The organism is Microbulbifer sediminum, from assembly GCF_021729035.1.
Taxonomy (GTDB): Bacteria; Pseudomonadota; Gammaproteobacteria; order Pseudomonadales; family Cellvibrionaceae; genus Microbulbifer; species Microbulbifer sediminum.
In genome coordinates, this window is the sequence record NZ_JAJSAP010000008.1 from 77,893 (window position 1) to 93,233 (window position 15,341).

10 protein-coding genes are annotated in these 15,341 nt (G+C 61.4%); 9 read left to right on the top strand and 1 reads right to left on the bottom strand.

Annotated elements, in window-relative coordinates; translation table 11 throughout:
* Positions 1-69: 69 nt before the first annotated feature.
* The 3 genes from LVD11_RS14135 (at position 70) to LVD11_RS14145 (ending at position 4,375) form a co-directional block, all read left to right on the top strand.
* Positions 70-681, top strand: a complete 612-nt coding sequence (locus LVD11_RS14135) for an NUDIX hydrolase (protein WP_237060084.1) — start codon at positions 70-72, stop codon at positions 679-681.
* Positions 682-770: 89 nt separating this feature from the next.
* Positions 771-2,603, top strand: coding sequence for an ABCB family ABC transporter ATP-binding protein/permease (locus LVD11_RS14140; protein WP_237060086.1), 1,833 nt, complete (start codon positions 771-773; stop codon positions 2,601-2,603).
* 86 nt (positions 2,604-2,689) lie between these two features.
* Positions 2,690-4,375 carry a DUF8614 domain-containing protein gene (locus LVD11_RS14145; RefSeq protein WP_237060088.1) on the top strand — a complete coding sequence of 562 codons (1,686 nt, stop codon included), beginning with the start codon at positions 2,690-2,692 and terminating at the stop codon, positions 4,373-4,375.
* Between the two features lie 178 nt (positions 4,376-4,553).
* Here the strand turns inward: LVD11_RS14145 and LVD11_RS14150 are convergent, their stop codons facing one another.
* Positions 4,554-6,923, bottom strand: coding sequence for a thrombospondin type 3 repeat-containing protein (locus tag LVD11_RS14150; protein ID WP_237060090.1), 2,370 nt, complete (start codon positions 6,921-6,923; stop codon positions 4,554-4,556).
* Between the two features lie 721 nt (positions 6,924-7,644).
* On the opposite strand from LVD11_RS14150, the gene LVD11_RS14155 reads away from it, so the two are divergent.
* From LVD11_RS14155 to LVD11_RS14180, 6 genes are all read left to right on the top strand, one after another.
* The gene (locus LVD11_RS14155) at positions 7,645-9,102 is read left to right on the top strand and encodes an AlkA N-terminal domain-containing protein (protein WP_237060092.1); all 1,458 of its coding nucleotides are present in this window, start codon (positions 7,645-7,647) and stop codon (positions 9,100-9,102) included.
* Positions 9,099-9,611, top strand: coding sequence for a methylated-DNA--[protein]-cysteine S-methyltransferase (locus LVD11_RS16980; protein WP_305080697.1), 513 nt, complete (start codon positions 9,099-9,101; stop codon positions 9,609-9,611). Before LVD11_RS14155 ends, LVD11_RS16980 begins: the two co-directional genes overlap by 4 nt.
* A 168-nt stretch (positions 9,612-9,779) precedes the next feature.
* The gene (locus tag LVD11_RS14165; protein ID WP_237060094.1) at positions 9,780-10,310 is read left to right on the top strand and encodes a gamma carbonic anhydrase family protein; all 531 of its coding nucleotides are present in this window, start codon (positions 9,780-9,782) and stop codon (positions 10,308-10,310) included.
* Positions 10,307-10,534 carry a DUF1289 domain-containing protein gene (locus LVD11_RS14170; protein ID WP_237060095.1) on the top strand — a complete coding sequence of 76 codons (228 nt, stop codon included), beginning with the start codon at positions 10,307-10,309 and terminating at the stop codon, positions 10,532-10,534. Before LVD11_RS14165 ends, LVD11_RS14170 begins: the two co-directional genes overlap by 4 nt.
* 148 nt (positions 10,535-10,682) lie before the next feature.
* Positions 10,683-14,198 (top strand): DNA polymerase III subunit alpha, encoded by a 3,516-nt coding sequence (gene dnaE, locus LVD11_RS14175; protein ID WP_237060096.1) that lies wholly within the window; start codon positions 10,683-10,685, stop codon positions 14,196-14,198.
* A 158-nt stretch (positions 14,199-14,356) separates the two neighbouring features.
* Entirely contained in the window at positions 14,357-15,310 is a 954-nt protein-coding gene (locus LVD11_RS14180; protein WP_237060097.1) for an acetyl-CoA carboxylase carboxyltransferase subunit alpha, read from the top strand.
* Positions 15,311-15,341: the final 31 nt, after the last annotated feature.

Consider the following 15,341-nt stretch of genomic DNA (forward strand, 5'->3'; position numbering starts at 1 on the left):
TGACGATGCCCGTGCCGCGCAGGCCGGGGCATTCCTGTTAGCAGTTGCAGGTGTACAGATAACAGACAGATGCTGGACAAAATCGAGCGTAAATTTTCCCGACTGCGGGAGCAGCTGGAGTCCCGTGTGCCGCACAAGCCGGACCTGACGGGCCACGCGGCAGTATTGCTGGCGCTGACCGATGAGGCGGACCCGGAAGTCATTCTCACTTTACGCTCTGCCAACCTGTCCACGCATTCCGGCGAGGTGTCGCTGCCGGGCGGCCGCTGGGAGCCTGGCGACAGCTCGCTGCAGCAGACCGCCCTGCGGGAAACGCAGGAGGAAGTGGGTATCCCCCCGGAAGCTGTAAGGGTGCTGGGCCCGCTGTGGTCTCGGACCACGCGCTGGAATGTGCATGTGACCCCCTGGCTGGGAGTGGTTGCGCCCGATATACAATTGACGCCCAATCCCGGGGAGCTGGATGCGATTTTCCGTGTTCCCCTGTCGTTCTTCCTCGATGACCCGCGTATCCGTACGGATCGCATCACCATCGACGAGCACGCCATTTACCTGCCTGCCTACCAGTTCCAGGAGTACGAAATCTGGGGCTTTACCGCCGGTGTCCTGACCGAGTTCCTGGTCAAGATACTGGATGCCGAGATCGCCCATCGCGGCGATGTGCCATTGCGGGCGCTGAATTAATCTCAATTCACTGACGTGGGCGTTACCGGGGCGGCTGGAGCGTGCCACCCGGCCCGTATAATGTCCGCTGGTTTTACCCGAGTTCGACTATGCCCAGACCCAAGTCCGCCGTCGCCCTGGAAGATGTCCACTGGGGGGCGTTGAAGACCCTGTTTCCCTATTTGCTCGAATTTCGCCGCGCAGTGATGCTGGCCCTGCTGTGCCTGGTTGGGGCCAAGCTGGCCAGCGTCGGGCTGCCATTCATCCTCAAGCATATCGTCGACGATCTGGACGCTGCTGGCGGTGCCACCGCGGCCATCGCCCTGCCACTGGGGCTGTTGCTGGCTTATGGGGCGGTGCGCCTTTCCAGTGTGCTGTTCGGTGAGTTGCGCGACACCATTTTCGGAAGGGTGACCGAGCGCGCCCAGCGGCGGATCGGGCTGGAAGTATTCCGGCACCTGCACCGGCTGGATCTGGATTTTCACCTGAACCGGCGAACCGGCGGGCTGTCGCGGGATATCGAGCGCGGTATTTCCGGCATTGGCTTCCTGATGCGCTTTATGGTGTTCAATATTATCCCGACGCTGCTGGAAATCGGCATGGTGGCTGTACTGTTGTGGTGGAATTACAGCGCTGTGTTCGCCCTGTTGGTGCTGGGGGCGGTGGTGGTTTATATCGGTTTCTCCGTTGTCGCCACCGAATGGCGTACGCGTTTTGTGCGCGAGCTGAACGAGGCAGAGTCCAGGAGTAGCAGCCGCTCAGTGGACAGCCTGCTGAATTACGAAACGGTCAAGTATTTCGGTAATGAGCAATATGAGGCAGGGCATTACGATGTGGAGCTGGCCCAGTGGGAGCGGGCACGGCGCAAGAACCGCCTGTCATTATTTGGCCTCAATGCGGGCCAGGCACTGATTATCGCCACTGCCATGACTGCGGCGATGGTGGTGGCCGCTACCCGCGTCACGCAGGGGCAGATGACCATTGGCGACTTCGTGCTGATCAATGCCTTTATGATGCAGATTTTTATCCCACTCAACTTCCTCGGGTTCGTCTACCGGGAAATGAAGGGCTCGCTGGCCAATATCGAAAAGATGTTTGACTTGCTGGAAGTATCACCGGGCGTCGAGGATATACCCGGGGCGCGGGAATTGCGGGTGACGGAGGGCCGGGTGGAGTTCGAGGATGTGCGATTCGGCTACCGGCGGGACCGCGAGATCCTGAAAGGCGTGACCTTTACTGTGAGGCCGGGCGAGAAAGTGGCGATTGTCGGCGCCAGTGGTGCTGGCAAGTCAACGCTTTTCAAGCTGCTGTTCCGTTTCTACGATGCCGGAGCCGGGCGTATTTTGGTAGATGGCCAGGATATCCGTACTGTTACCCAGGCCTCCCTGCGCTCTGCGATCGGTGTGGTGCCCCAGGATACGGTGCTGTTCAACCAGTCGCTGCTGGAAAATGTCCGTTACGGGCGCGTCGACGCCAGCGACACGGAGGTTATGGAGGCCATCCGTCACGCGCAGTTATCCGATTTTGTCCGCCAACTCCCCGAGGGAGCCCACACGCTGGTGGGGGAGCGGGGCCTGAAGCTCTCTGGCGGTGAGCGCCAGCGCGTGGCCATCGCCCGGGCCTTGCTGAAACACCCGCCGATCATGGTGTTCGACGAGGCCACCTCATCTCTGGACAGCCGCTCCGAGCGGGGCATCCTGGAGGCGCTACGGGAAGTGGCCCGCGAACAGACCACACTGGTGATCGCCCACCGCCTCTCAACGGTGGTGGACGCGGACGTGATCCTGGTGCTGGACGAGGGGCGGATCGTTGAGCAGGGGAGTCATGAACAGCTGCTCCTGCAGGATGGCCCCTACGCTGCGCTCTGGCGTATGCAGCAGGAGCAGGGGGAAAGGGAGAAAATTACTGGTTATGAATTGAACAGCGGGGCCCGCGACTACTGAGGCTCTCGAGCGCTTCCTTGATAATTGCTTCACACCGCACTAATGTTGCGAGCCGTTGCAACGATAACGATAGGCAGAGACCAATTATGAAGACTGCAAAATTTGCCACAGCGCTGCTGGCGCTGGCTGTCATGAGCGCCTGTTCGCCCCGCGAGCAACAGGAAACCGAGGTAGTGGAAGAGACCGGAACAGCGGTGGAGCAGACCCAGGTGGAGTCCGGCGAAGCCAATACCCGCTTCGACATCTATGTTCCGGTGGAGCTGAATGCGGACCTGTCCGATCTCTCCGAAGACCAGCGGCAGATGATTGGCCTGCTGATTGATGCCAGCAAAATCATGGACCGGCTTTTCTGGCTGCAGTCATTCGGTCCTGCCGAAGAACTGTTGCCGGGTATTGAGGACAATGCCAAGCGCAAGTTCGCACGCATCAACTACGGGCCCTGGGACCGGCTGAACAACAACGAGCCGTTTATCGACGGCTACGGCCCCAAGCCGCTCGGTGCGGAGTTCTACCCGGAAGACATGACCAAGCAGGAGTTCGAGAAGTGGGAGCAGCCGGGTAAGGATGGCCTGTACTCACTGGTTCGCCGCGACCAGGACGGCAATCTCAAGCTGGTACCATATAGCGAAGCCTATAAAAGTGATCTTGAAAAGGCCGCGGAAGTCCTGCGCCAGGCATCCAAGCTGGCCGAGGACGAGCAGTTTGCCAACTACCTGAGCATGCGTGCCGATGCCCTGGTGTCCGATGATTTCCGCCCCAGCGATATGGCCTGGATGGATATGAAGGACAACGAGATCGATGTGGTAATTGGCCCGATTGAGAATTACGAGGACCAGCTGTTTGCCTACCGCACTGCGTACGAGTCCTACGTACTGCTGAAAGACATGCAGTGGAGTGAGAAACTGGCCAAGTTCGCTGCTTTCCTGCCGGAACTGCAGAAAGGCCTGCCGGTGCCCGACAAGTACAAGTCCGAGGTGCCGGGCACTGATTCCGACCTGAATGCGTACGATGTACTGTATTACGCTGGTCACAGCAATGCTGGTTCCAAGACCATCGCCATCAACCTGCCCAACGATGAAGAGGTGCAGCTGGCCAAAGGCACTCGCCGCCTGCAACTGAAAAATGCCATGCGCGCGAAGTTTGACAAGATCCTGGTACCCATCAGTGAGGTACTGATCGCCGAGGACCAGCGCCAGCACATCACTTTCCCGGCCTTCTTCTCCAACACCATGTTCCACGAAGTGGCCCATGGCCTGGGCATCAAGAAGACGGTCACCGATGGCAGCAACGTGCGCCAGGCCCTGAAGGAAACCTCCTCGGCGCTGGAAGAGGGCAAGGCGGATATCCTGGGTCTCTATATGGTGACCCGCCTCCACGAGAAAGGTGAGATCGAGGAAGGTGAGCTGATGGACAATTACGTCACCTTCCTGGCCAGCATTTTCCGCAGTGTGCGCTTCGGTGCCGCCAGTGCCCATGGCAAGGCCAACATGATGCGCTTCAACTACTTCAAGGAGCAGGGTGCCTTTACCCGTGACCCCGAAACCGGGCAGTACAGTGTCGACTTCGACAAAATGCAGGAAGCGATGACCAGCCTTTCCAACCTGATCCTGACCATTCAGGGTGACGGTGATTACAAGAAGTCAAAAGAACTGCTGGAGAGCAAGGGCGTGGTCGGTACCGAATTGCAGGCCGACCTGGATCGGCTGTCCGATGCCGATATCCCGGTGGATGTCACTTTCATCCAGGGCAAGGAAGTGCTGGGTCTGAAATAAGTCTCATTACTCCCCTGACCCATAAAGAAACCCGGCGTCGCTGCCGGGTTTTTTTGTTGTTGGGAGGGCTGACCGGCAACTGGGTCCGGGCTCAAGCCTACAGGAGTGGCCGGTGGTCGCGCCAAAAAGCGAACAGTAATAACCGGCTGCGGGCTAAAGCCCGGCAGCCGGTCGCCGATCAGGGGTTGATGGGGGCCAGGCAGGCCATGTACACGTCCAGCTGGTTCACCTCGGTGGGCAGGCTGCCGAGGCTCAGGCGCACCCGATTGAAATCCTGTACCGAGTTGATGGTGATGACGCGCTGGTTCACGGCACCGTCGACATCGAACACCACCAGCGCGCTGCCGGTGCCACTGTCACCGGTTGGCTGGCCGTTCAGCATGGTGCTGATGCGCACTGTCTCCAGGAGTACCAGGTCCAGCAGGGAGGCCGGTTTCTCCACCAGGAAACCAATGCGATGCCTGCCGCTCAATACCGTGGTTTTTGTGACATCGATATAGGCTCCGCCCCCGGCACCGGCGGATACCTCAATACGGGCGGCGTCGGTGAACACGTCATTGGTAACCCGGCCGGGACTGGTGACAGAGCATCCCTCGCAGGGTGAAATAATGCCGTGGGCCAGCCAGGAGTCACTGGTGGTGATCGGCTGGAAATCGCCGACAGATTCACACGTGGCGGCCAGGCCGCTGTCGCAGACATCGCCGATGCCATCGTTATCGAAGTCGTCCTGCTCGGGATTGGCGGTCTGGGGACAGTTATCCTCCTCGTTGGCTACACCATCGTTATCCACGTCGGAGTCACAGGCATCGCCGATCCCGTCCCCATCCGCATCGAGCTGATCCGGGTTTGAAGCTGCGGGACAGTTGTCGTCAGTGTTAGCCAGCCCATCGCCGTCGCGATCAGGGTCGCAGACATCTCCGGTGCCGTCACCGTCGAGATCTGACTGGCCCGGGTTGTAATCGATCGGGCAGTTATCCTCGCTGTCATTGACCGAATCACCGTCCAGATCGTTGTCACAGGCGTCACCGAGGCCGTCCCCGTCGCTATCCGCCTGGTCATTGGCGGTCATGGGGCAGTTGTCCTCATCGTTGGGGAAGCCATCGCCGTCGACATCGGCGTCGCAGGCATCGCCAACACCGTCGCCGTCGAGATCGTCCTGGCCGGCATTGGGCTCTGCCGGGCAGTTGTCCTCGCCGTCATCCAGCCCGTCATTGTCGGTATCACTGTCCGCATCGCATGCGTCGCCGATGCCGTCGCCGTCCTGGTCCTCCTGGTCGTCATTTGCCACCGCTGGGCAGTTGTCGCTGGCGTTGGGCAGGCCATCGCCATCGAGGTCTTCATCGCAGGCGTCGCCAGTGCCGTCGCCATCGAGGTCCGACTGGTCCGTATTGGCAACCAGGGGGCAGTTGTCTGAGCCATCCTCGATACCGTCGTTGTCGTCGTCGCTGTCACAGGCATCGCCCAGCTCGTCGCCGTCGGTGTTTGACTGCTCTTCGTTGGCGAGCGCGGGACAGTTATCGGAATCATCGGGAATTCCGTCATCATCCCCGTCGTTTTCACAGGCGTCACCAATACCGTCGTTATCAGCATCGGCCTGGTCGTCATTGGCGGTGGCGGGACAGTTGTCATTTTCATCGGCGATGCCATCGTCGTCACGGTCTGTGAACTCATCACAGGCGTCGCCAATGGAGTCATTGTCCGAGTCCTCCTGGCCGGGATTGTGGGTATCGGGACAATTGTCCCCGGCGGATGGGATATTGTCGCCATCGTGGTCGTCGTCACAGGCATCGCCAATACCATCCCTGTCCAGGTCGGCCTGGTCCTCATTGGCTGCGAGCGGGCAATTATCCGATTCGTCGGCGATGCTATCGCCGTCATCATCGTTGTCGCAGGCATCTCCGGCGCCGTCGTTGTCAGTATCCTCCTGGTCTGGGTTGGCTGCAGAAGGGCAGTTGTCCACACCATCGTCAACACCATCATCATCTGAGTCACTGTCAGAATCACAGGCATCCCCGATATCGTCGTTATCCTGGTCCTCCTGTCCCGGGTTTACAGTCGCGGGACAGTTGTCGAGGCTGTCAGTAACATCGTCACCGTCGGTGTCATTGTCACAGCTGTCACCGGTGCCATCGCCGTCGAGGTCTTCCTGCCCGCTGTTCGCAACCAGCGGGCAGTTATCGGCATCGTTGCCCACCGAATCGCCATCGATATCGTTATCACAGGCATCGCCGACCCCGTCACGGTCGCCATCTGCCTGGTCAGGATTGTCGGTAGCGGGGCAGTTATCGATGTTGTTGTCGACCCCGTCGCCGTCCTGGTCAACGTCACAGGCATCGCCGATAGTGTCATTGTCGGCATCCGCCTGGTTGCTGTTGGCTGTCCCCGGGCAATTGTCATCCGCATCGGTAATGCCATCACCATCACTGTCCACTGCTGCAGCGGCCCCGGTATCGACAGCGGTTGTCCGCTGCCGGCCACTGTCGTCCGCAGTACAGCCGAAAAGCAGCGTGAGGGTTACAGCGAGCATAAAGGTTGGGAAACGCGTCATGCGAGGATCTCCGGGAGCGGTTTTTTTTATCGATCCGAGGCGGGAAAAGCTGCGGAGATGCATTCGAAAAGCAGCATCCGCTGACCGGCACTCCCGTGTGGTCGGTGGCTGCATCCTGAACAGCAACTTCCCTGTCGCCCCTGACATGCCGTCACGGCAGCTGAATGGTGACGGCGTTCTTTTACCCCTTAGTAAAAAAAATTCACTTAGGGTTGTGATGGGTTTCTAATTTAAAGTGTGATGCATGTCTACGCCTTGGCGTCAATGCTATTGAGTTTGGGGTCTTTGGTCGTGACTATTCATGATTTACTGTCGTTTTGACGTCCTGGTATTGTGGCTTTCCGGATCGTTGCAGCCCGGGGCCCGGGAGTCGGAATTGCCTGCGCAGCCAGTGAGAGCGGAGCCTGTTCGAAACCTTCTCTTTGCGGTGTCAGGGGCACCAGGCAGGGGAGACAGGCATCCAGCGGGTTGACCCGGTAGGGGAGGCTACCCCGGCGCACTTCGAGGGCATCAAAATGTGGCCGGAGATTGAATGTGGCCGGCCGGCGAACCCGCCTAAAGCTTCGCAACCTGTAGCCCGGCAGGTCCCCGCCCCGGGCGCGCTTGCCAGTCGTCCCGCCAGTAAAGGTGCCTATGGAGTCCCGGGCCTGTCAGTTCCGAAAGTGACTCGTCTCCCGCCCGGAATGCCCATAGACTGGCTCCAGCTGAAGAGGAGTTGCCAGTGCGTTTGTCCCCTGAAACCTGTTCCCGTGCCCGGCTGGCCCGGGACCAGAGATTTGATGGCCTGTTCTACACCGCGGTAAAAACCACCCGCATCTTCTGCCGTCCAATCTGCCCGGCCCGCGCGCCGCTGGAAAAAAATGTCGAGTACTTTCGCACTGCGGCCGAGGCTGCGACCGCGGGGTATCGGCCGTGCCGCCGATGTCGTCCCGATGCGGCGCCCGGCAGTCCGGCCTGGGGATTGGTAGGTACCACCGTACAGAGGGCGCTGGCGTTGATGCGCAGTGAGCGCGAGGGATTGTCGGTGGAATCGCTGGCGGCGCGACTGGGAATCAGCAGCCGCTACCTGCGGCGGCTGTTCAATGAGCACCTGGGCATGAGCCCACTGCAATACTGGCAGGTGGAGCGGGTCATGTTTGCGCTGGGGCTCTTGCGTGAGACCCGGTTGCCGGTGGCCCAGGTGGCTTTCGAGGCCGGGTTTAACAGCACGCGCCGTTTCAATGCGGTATTCCGTGAGATATGCCACCGCACCCCGTCCGATGTGCGGCAGGACGGCCAAGCCGGGACTGCGGTAAGTGGTGGAGTCCGGTTCTATCTCCCCTACCGGCCGCCCTTCGACTGGCGGCAACTGCTGGCGTTCTTTCGTGTCCGCGCCCTCAGGGGCGTGGAAGAGGTGATTGATGGCGTTTACCTGCGGAGCTTTTGCCTGGAGGGCGGGGAGCCTGGTGTGCTGCGGGTCAGTGACGATACGGCCGCGCATCGGCTGGTGGTGGAGCTGGATTCCGGCGATGCGCGCGGACTCTATGTCCTCAACCAGCGGTTGCGCAGGCTGTTTGACCTGGACTCGGATACCGGCGAGATCGGGCAGGTGCTTTCTGCCGATCCGCTGCTGGCCCAGCAGCTGCAGCGCTTGCCGGGAGTGCGGCTGCCGGGCGCCTGGGACCCGTTCGAGTATGCCTTGCGGGCAATTCTCGGCCAGCAGATATCGGTCGCCGCGGCGACAACCATCGCCGGCCGGCTGGTGGAGCGCTACGGGGGCCGCTTCGTGGATACCAGTGGCCGCGAGTGGCGACTGTTCCCGGCTGCCGGACAGCTGGCCGGGGTGGATTTCGAGGGTTTGGGGGTGACCCGGGCGCGGGCAGCGACGCTGCGGGCATTCGTGGCGGCCGCCCTGGAAGGCCAGGTAGACTTCACCGAGACTGACCTGGAGCGATGGTGTTCTCAGTTGACGGCGTTGCCGGGAATCGGCGACTGGACAGCCCAGTACATCGCCATGCGTGGGCTGTCACTGCCCGATGCCTTCCCGGCCTCCGACCTTGGTATCCTCCAGGCGCTTGGGGAGGGCGGTGACCGGGCCACCCCGGGTGCGGCCAGGGCCCGCGCGGAGCAATGGCGACCATGGCGGTCTTATGGCGCACTGCTGCTGTGGCAGTCGCTTCAAACCGGAGACAATAAATGATCGTTTACGAGATTTACCCCACCGCTTTTGGCGATGTCTGTATCGCCGCTGAGGACAGCGGCCCGCAGGCGGGGTTGGTTGCGCTGGGGTTCGTTCGCGACGGCCAGGCGCCGGGGATTCGCCCCGGGTGGCAGCGGCGGTCCTGTGCCCTGACCGATAAGGCGTCGGTCCAGTTGGGAGAGTACCTGGCTGGCAATCGACAGGCTTTCGACCTGCGCCTGCATCCCCCGGGCACACCTTTCCAGCAGCGGGTCTGGACGGCCCTGCGGGATATCCCTTTCGGTGAGACCCGCAGCTATCGCCAGCAGGCGGAGGCGCTGGGTAATCCAAAGGCGGTCCGAGCGGTTGCGCGGGCCAATGGCGCTAACCCCCTCGCCATTGTGATTCCCTGCCATCGCGTTATCGGTGCCGATGGGACCCTGACCGGCTACGCCGGTGGACTGGAGCTGAAGGCCCGCCTGCTCACCCTCGAGGGGGCCCGCTTTACCCGGCAGGGCGAGCTGCTGTAGGCAGAGCTGGCCTGGGACACCGGCGGTCCCGGCCCTCCTGCTGGCCCGTCTTCCGGCGGATATTACTCAGGGTCTTTTTTCCTCCGCTGAAACGTGCGGAAGCTGCTGGCAATGACCGGCCACGGGCGGGATAATGGCCGCTTGAATAGATCCACTGCCGGAGGCCAGATGCTGTACAGACTGGGCGAAAACCAGCCAGAACTTGAAGGGGAGGGGCATTACATCGCCCCGGGTGCCCATGTGATCGGCAATGTACGCATGCTCAGTCGCAGCTCGGTGTGGTTCAACGCGGTCGTGCGCGGTGACTGTGATCGCATCACCATCGGTGAGGACAGCAATGTCCAGGACGGTGCGGTGCTGCACACCGACCCCGGTGTTCCCCTGACGATCGGTACCGGGGTGACGGTAGGCCACAAGGCGATGCTGCACGGCTGCGAAATCGGTGACTACTCCCTGGTGGGAATCAATGCCGTCATCCTCAATGGGGCCAAAATCGGCCGTGGTTGCGTGATCGGCGCCAATGCACTGGTTACCGAGAATATGGAAGTCCCGGACTTCTCCATGGTCCTGGGCAGTCCCGGTAAGGTGGTCAAAACCCTCGACCAGTCAATGCTCGAGCTGCTGAAGGCCAGTAGTGACCACTATGCCGACAATGGCCGTCGCTTCGCCGAAGAGCTGGTTGCCCTCGACGCACCATGACCGTGAAAGTGCAGAATCCCGTGGATGCCGCAACGACGGCAGCTGCCAAGCCGGTGAGGTCCCCCTGCATCTCGGTCTGTGCCCTTAACGCGGAGGACATCTGCGAGGGCTGTTTCCGCACCGGCATGGAGATCAGTCGCTGGGGCAATATGAATAACGATGAGCGGCGCTCGGTGTTGCAACGCTGTACCGAGCGCGCCCGGCAGATGGGTCGGCTCTGGTAGCCTGCCCGCTAGAATTTCGAAACGTTAAGCGTACCCAGGAAACGACCGCCGGCCGGGACACTCCACGCGCCGGATTTCCCACATTGTCAGTGGCCGTGGCGATGGCGGCAGTGACGGGGCGCGCACAAAGCATTCAATACAGAAGAATATGACCCAACCCTTTGTTCACTTACGAGTCCACTCGGAATATTCCCTGATCGACGGCCTGGTGCGGATCAAACCACTGGTGGCCCGCGCTTCGGAACTGGAAATGCCAGCTCTGGCATTGACCGACCAGACCAATTTCTACGGTCAGATCAAGTTCTACAAGGCCTGCCTCGGGGCCGGCATCAAGCCCATTACCGGTGCGGACTTCTGGCTCAGCGAGGGCGGCGAGGAGCAGCCGACGCTGATCTCGCTGTTTGCCATGAACACCAAGGGCTACCTGAATATCACTGAGCTGATCTCCCGTGCCTGGATGGAGGGGCAGTATCACGGCAATGCCTATATTCGCCGTGAATGGCTGCCGGAGTATGCCGAGGGCGTGCTGGCACTCTCTGGTGCCAAATACGGTGATGTGGGCCGCGCATTGATTGCCGGTCGCACCGCCCAGGCAGAGGATCTCGCCCGGCAGTGGGCGCAGGTTTTCCCGGGCCGGTACTACCTGGAGCTGCAACGCACCGGCCGTCCGGGTGATGAAGATTACCTGCACGCGGCGGTGGGCCTGGCTGAACGACTGCAGCTGCCGGTGGTGGCCACCAATGATGTGCGTTTCCTCGAGGAGAGCGAGTTTGAGGCTCACGAGGTGCGCGTGTGCATTCACGATGGGCGGGCCCTGGACGACCCGCGTCGCGAGCGTCGCTACTCGCCGGAACAGTACTTCCGTACGGCGGAGGAAATGCAGGAGCTGTTCAGCGATATTCCGGAGGCCCTGCAGAACACTGTTGAGATTGCCCGGCGTTGCTCGGCCCCGATCCAGCTGGGCAAGTATTTCCTGCCGGAGTACCCGATTCCGGAGGGCATGACCGAAAACCAGTTCTTCGAGAAGATCTCCTTCGAGGGGCTGGATGCACGCCTGGAGACTATCCTCGAGCAGTCGGCCCCCGACTATGCCGAGCGCCGCGCCGCCTACGAGAAGCGGCTGCGTTTCGAGCTGGACATCATTATCCAGATGGGCTTCCCGGGCTACTTCCTGATCGTGATGGACTTTATTCAGTGGGCCAAGGACCACGATATCCCGGTGGGACCGGGACGGGGCTCGGGTGCCGGCTCGCTGGTTGCCTATGCGCTGAAGATCACTGACCTGGACCCGCTGCAGTATGACCTGCTGTTCGAGCGTTTCCTTAACCCGGAACGGGTATCGATGCCCGACTTCGACGTCGATTTCTGTATGGAGAAGCGGGATCGGGTGATCGGTTATGTGGCCGACTACTACGGCCGCAACGCCGTGAGCCAGATCATCACGTTCGGCACCATGGCCGCGAAAGCGGTAGTGCGCGACGTGGCCCGGGTGCAGGGCAAGTCCTACGGCCTGGCCGACAAGCTGTCCAAGATGATACCGCCCGACCCGGGCATGACCCTGGAAAAAGCGTTCGAGCAGGAGGATATCCTGCGGGAATTCCTCGACGGCGACGAAGAGGGCCAGGAAATCTGGGAGATGGCCCTGCAGCTCGAGGGGGTCGCCCGGAATGTGGGCAAGCACGCCGGTGGCGTGGTGATTGCGCCCACCAAGCTGACTGACTTCGCGCCGTTGTATTGCGATGAGACTGGCGCCGGCCTGGTGACCCAGTTTGACAAGAACGATGTGGAAGACGCTGGCCTGGTGAAGTTTGACTTCCTCGGCCTGCGTACCCTGACCATCATCGACTGGGCCAAGGACATGGTGGACGAGCAGCGTGCCCGTGAGGGCAAGGAGCCGCTGGTCATCGAGGCGCTGCCACTGGACGACCCCGAAACCTACAGGATGATCAAGCGGGCCGAGACCACGGCTGTGTTCCAGCTTGAATCCCGGGGTATGAAGGACCTGATCAAGCGCCTGCAACCGGATAACCTCGAGGACATGATTGCCCTGGTGGCCCTGTTCCGCCCGGGCCCGCTGCAGTCGGGCATGGTGGATGACTTCATCAACCGGAAGCACGGCCGCGCCCAGGTGGCCTATCCGGATGCCAAGTACCAGCACGAGAAGCTGAAGCCGATCCTGGAGCCCACCTACGGGGTGATCGTCTACCAGGAGCAGGTGATGCAGATCGCCCAGGAACTGGCGGGTTATACCCTTGGGGGCGCCGACATGCTGCGACGGGCCATGGGCAAGAAAAAGCCCGAGGAGATGGCCAAGCAGCGGGAAGTCTTCGCCAGTGGCGCGAAAGAGCAGGGCGTCGATCCCGACCTGGCGACGAAAATCTTCGACCTGGTGGAAAAGTTCGCCGGCTACGGCTTCAACAAGTCCCACTCCGCGGCCTATGCCCTGGTGTCCTACCAGACCGCGTGGCTCAAGGCCCACTACCCGGCACAGTTCATGGCCGCCACCATGTCTTCCGACATGGACAAGACCGACAAGGTGGTCACCTTTATCGAGGAGTGCCGGGCCATGGGCCTGGAGATGGTGCCTCCGGATGTGAACCTGGGCGCCTACCAGTTCTCGGTGGATGTGGACAACCGTATTGTCTACGGCCTGGGCGCCATCAAGGGGCTGGGGGAGGGCCCGATCGAGAATATCATCGCCGTGCGCAGCGAGGGCGGCCCCTTCACAGACCTGTTCGATTTCTGTTCGCGAATCGACCCGCGCAAGGTCAACAAGCGCGCCCTGGAGGCGTTGGTACGCTCCGGTGCCCTGGACAGCATCGGTCCGGGCGGGGAGGGCAGCGATGGCCTCAACTATGCCCGTGCGGTGCTGTTCAGTGCCGTGGACGAAGCGGTCAAGGCCGCCGAGCAGCAGTCGCGCAATAACAGCGCTGGCATGATGGACCTGTTCGGTGAGGTGGTGCCCACTGCCGCCGAGGGCGATGTCTATGCGGAATTCCGCCGTGCCCGGCCCTGGGGGATCCGCGAGCGCCTCGAGGGGGAAAAGAACACCCTCGGTCTGTACCTCACCGGCCACCCCATCGACGAATACGAGGATGAGCTGCAGCATCTGGTGAAGTCCCGCATTGCGGACCTGAAACCCGGGCGGGAATCACAGAAAGTGGCAGGGCTGGTGGTTGCCCTGCGGGTGATGAAGACCAAGCGCGGCGACTCCATGGCCATTGTCACCCTGGACGACCGTAGCGCCCGGATCGAGGCGGCGGTGTTCAGCGAGGCGTTTGGCGAGCACCGGGAGAAACTGGTCAAGGATTCCCTGTTGGTGCTGGATGGCCCGGTGGCCCACGATGATTACAGTGGTGGGCTGAAGATGACCGTCAACGGGGTGGCAACCCTGGATGAGCTGCGCCAGGGCAGTGTGACCGGGGTGCGCCTGAAACTGGACAGTGCCAGTGCACCGGCGGGACTGGCCCGACGGCTGTCCGCTTGCCTGCGCCCGTACGTGGGGGGCAGCTGCGGCGTGCTGATGGAAGTGGAGCGCAGCGATGCCCGCGGTACTTTCCGGTTGCCGGCAGAATGGAAGGTGGAGCCGAACGACCAGATGGTCCAGTCCCTGCGGGAGCTGCTGGGCCGCGACCGGGTCGTTCTCGACTATGTTGAGCGATAAGCCCGGGTTGCTGAGGCCCGGGGCGGCGGCCAAAAAGGAGATTACGGACGCCAAAGTGGCCAAACTGGCAACGCGGGTCGACTGCCCGGTTCTATGGGGGTAAGCTATGCCGCCATTATCGCCCGGTGGCATTTTTACAGTTGAAAGGCGCGGATTGCATGAATTTCAATTTTCTCGAGTTTGAACAGCCGATTGCTGAGCTCGAAAGCAAGATCAAGGAGCTGCAGCACGTCGGCGACGACAATGAACTGAATATCGCCGACGAAGTGGCCCGCCTGCGCGAAAAAAGTCGCAGCCTCACCGAGACCATCTATGCGGACCTGACCCCCTGGCAGGTGGTGCAGGTGGCCCGCCACCCGCAGCGTCCCTACTCGAAAGACTATATCGAGCGGATGTTCACGGACTGGGATGAACTCCACGGCGATCGCCACTTCGGAGACGACAAGGCCATTATCTCCGGTATCGCACGTCTCGATGGCAAACCGGTCGCGGTCATCGGGGAGGAAAAGGGCCGCTCCGTGAACGACAAGGTGGCACGTAACTTCGGTATGCCCAAACCTGAGGGGTACCGCAAGGCCCTGCGGATCATGGAAATGGCGGAGCGCTTCAAGATGCCGGTGCTGACGCTGATCGACACCCCGGGGGCCTATCCGGGGATCGACAGTGAAGAGCGGGGTATCAGTGAGGCCATCGCCCAGAACCTGGCGGTCATGTCGCGGTTGCGGACCCCGATTATCTGTACGGTAATCGGTGAGGGGTCGTCCGGTGGCGCGCTGGCGATCGGGGTTGGCGACCAGCTGAATATGCTGCAGTACTCCACTTACTTTGTGATTTCGCCGGAGGGCTGTGCCAACATCATCTGGAAAACCGTGGAGAAGGCGCCGCTGGCGGCGGAGGCCATGGGTGTCACTTCCAGTGTGCTGGAGGAGCTGGGCATTGTCGACGAAACCATCGCGGAGCCACTGGGCGGCGCTCACCGGGACCCGGGTGCAATGGCGGCGCGGTTGCAGGAGCGCCTGGTCGAGCAGCTGGACCGGCTGCGCAATGTACCTATCGACGAGTTGCTGGAGAAGCGCTACCAGCGCCTGATGAGCTACGGCAATATCACCTGACCGCCCGGATCGCTGGAAGCGAATAGCGTTG

What these genes read in the sequence shown, in the direction of transcription:
- LVD11_RS14135 (WP_237060084.1), top strand. Translation starts at nt 70, where the DNA reads ATGCTGGACAAAATCGAGCGTAAATTTTCCCGACTGCGGGAGCAGCTG.
- LVD11_RS14140 (WP_237060086.1), top strand. Translation starts at nt 771, where the DNA reads ATGCCCAGACCCAAGTCCGCCGTCGCCCTGGAAGATGTCCACTGGGGG.
- LVD11_RS14145 (WP_237060088.1), top strand. Translation starts at nt 2,690, where the DNA reads ATGAAGACTGCAAAATTTGCCACAGCGCTGCTGGCGCTGGCTGTCATG.
- LVD11_RS14150 (WP_237060090.1), bottom strand. Translation starts at nt 6,923, where the DNA reads ATGACGCGTTTCCCAACCTTTATGCTCGCTGTAACCCTCACGCTGCTT.
- LVD11_RS16980 (WP_305080697.1), top strand. Translation starts at nt 9,099, where the DNA reads ATGATCGTTTACGAGATTTACCCCACCGCTTTTGGCGATGTCTGTATC.
- LVD11_RS14165 (WP_237060094.1), top strand. Translation starts at nt 9,780, where the DNA reads ATGCTGTACAGACTGGGCGAAAACCAGCCAGAACTTGAAGGGGAGGGG.
- LVD11_RS14170 (WP_237060095.1), top strand. Translation starts at nt 10,307, where the DNA reads ATGACCGTGAAAGTGCAGAATCCCGTGGATGCCGCAACGACGGCAGCT.
- dnaE (WP_237060096.1), top strand. Translation starts at nt 10,683, where the DNA reads ATGACCCAACCCTTTGTTCACTTACGAGTCCACTCGGAATATTCCCTG.
- LVD11_RS14180 (WP_237060097.1), top strand. Translation starts at nt 14,357, where the DNA reads ATGAATTTCAATTTTCTCGAGTTTGAACAGCCGATTGCTGAGCTCGAA.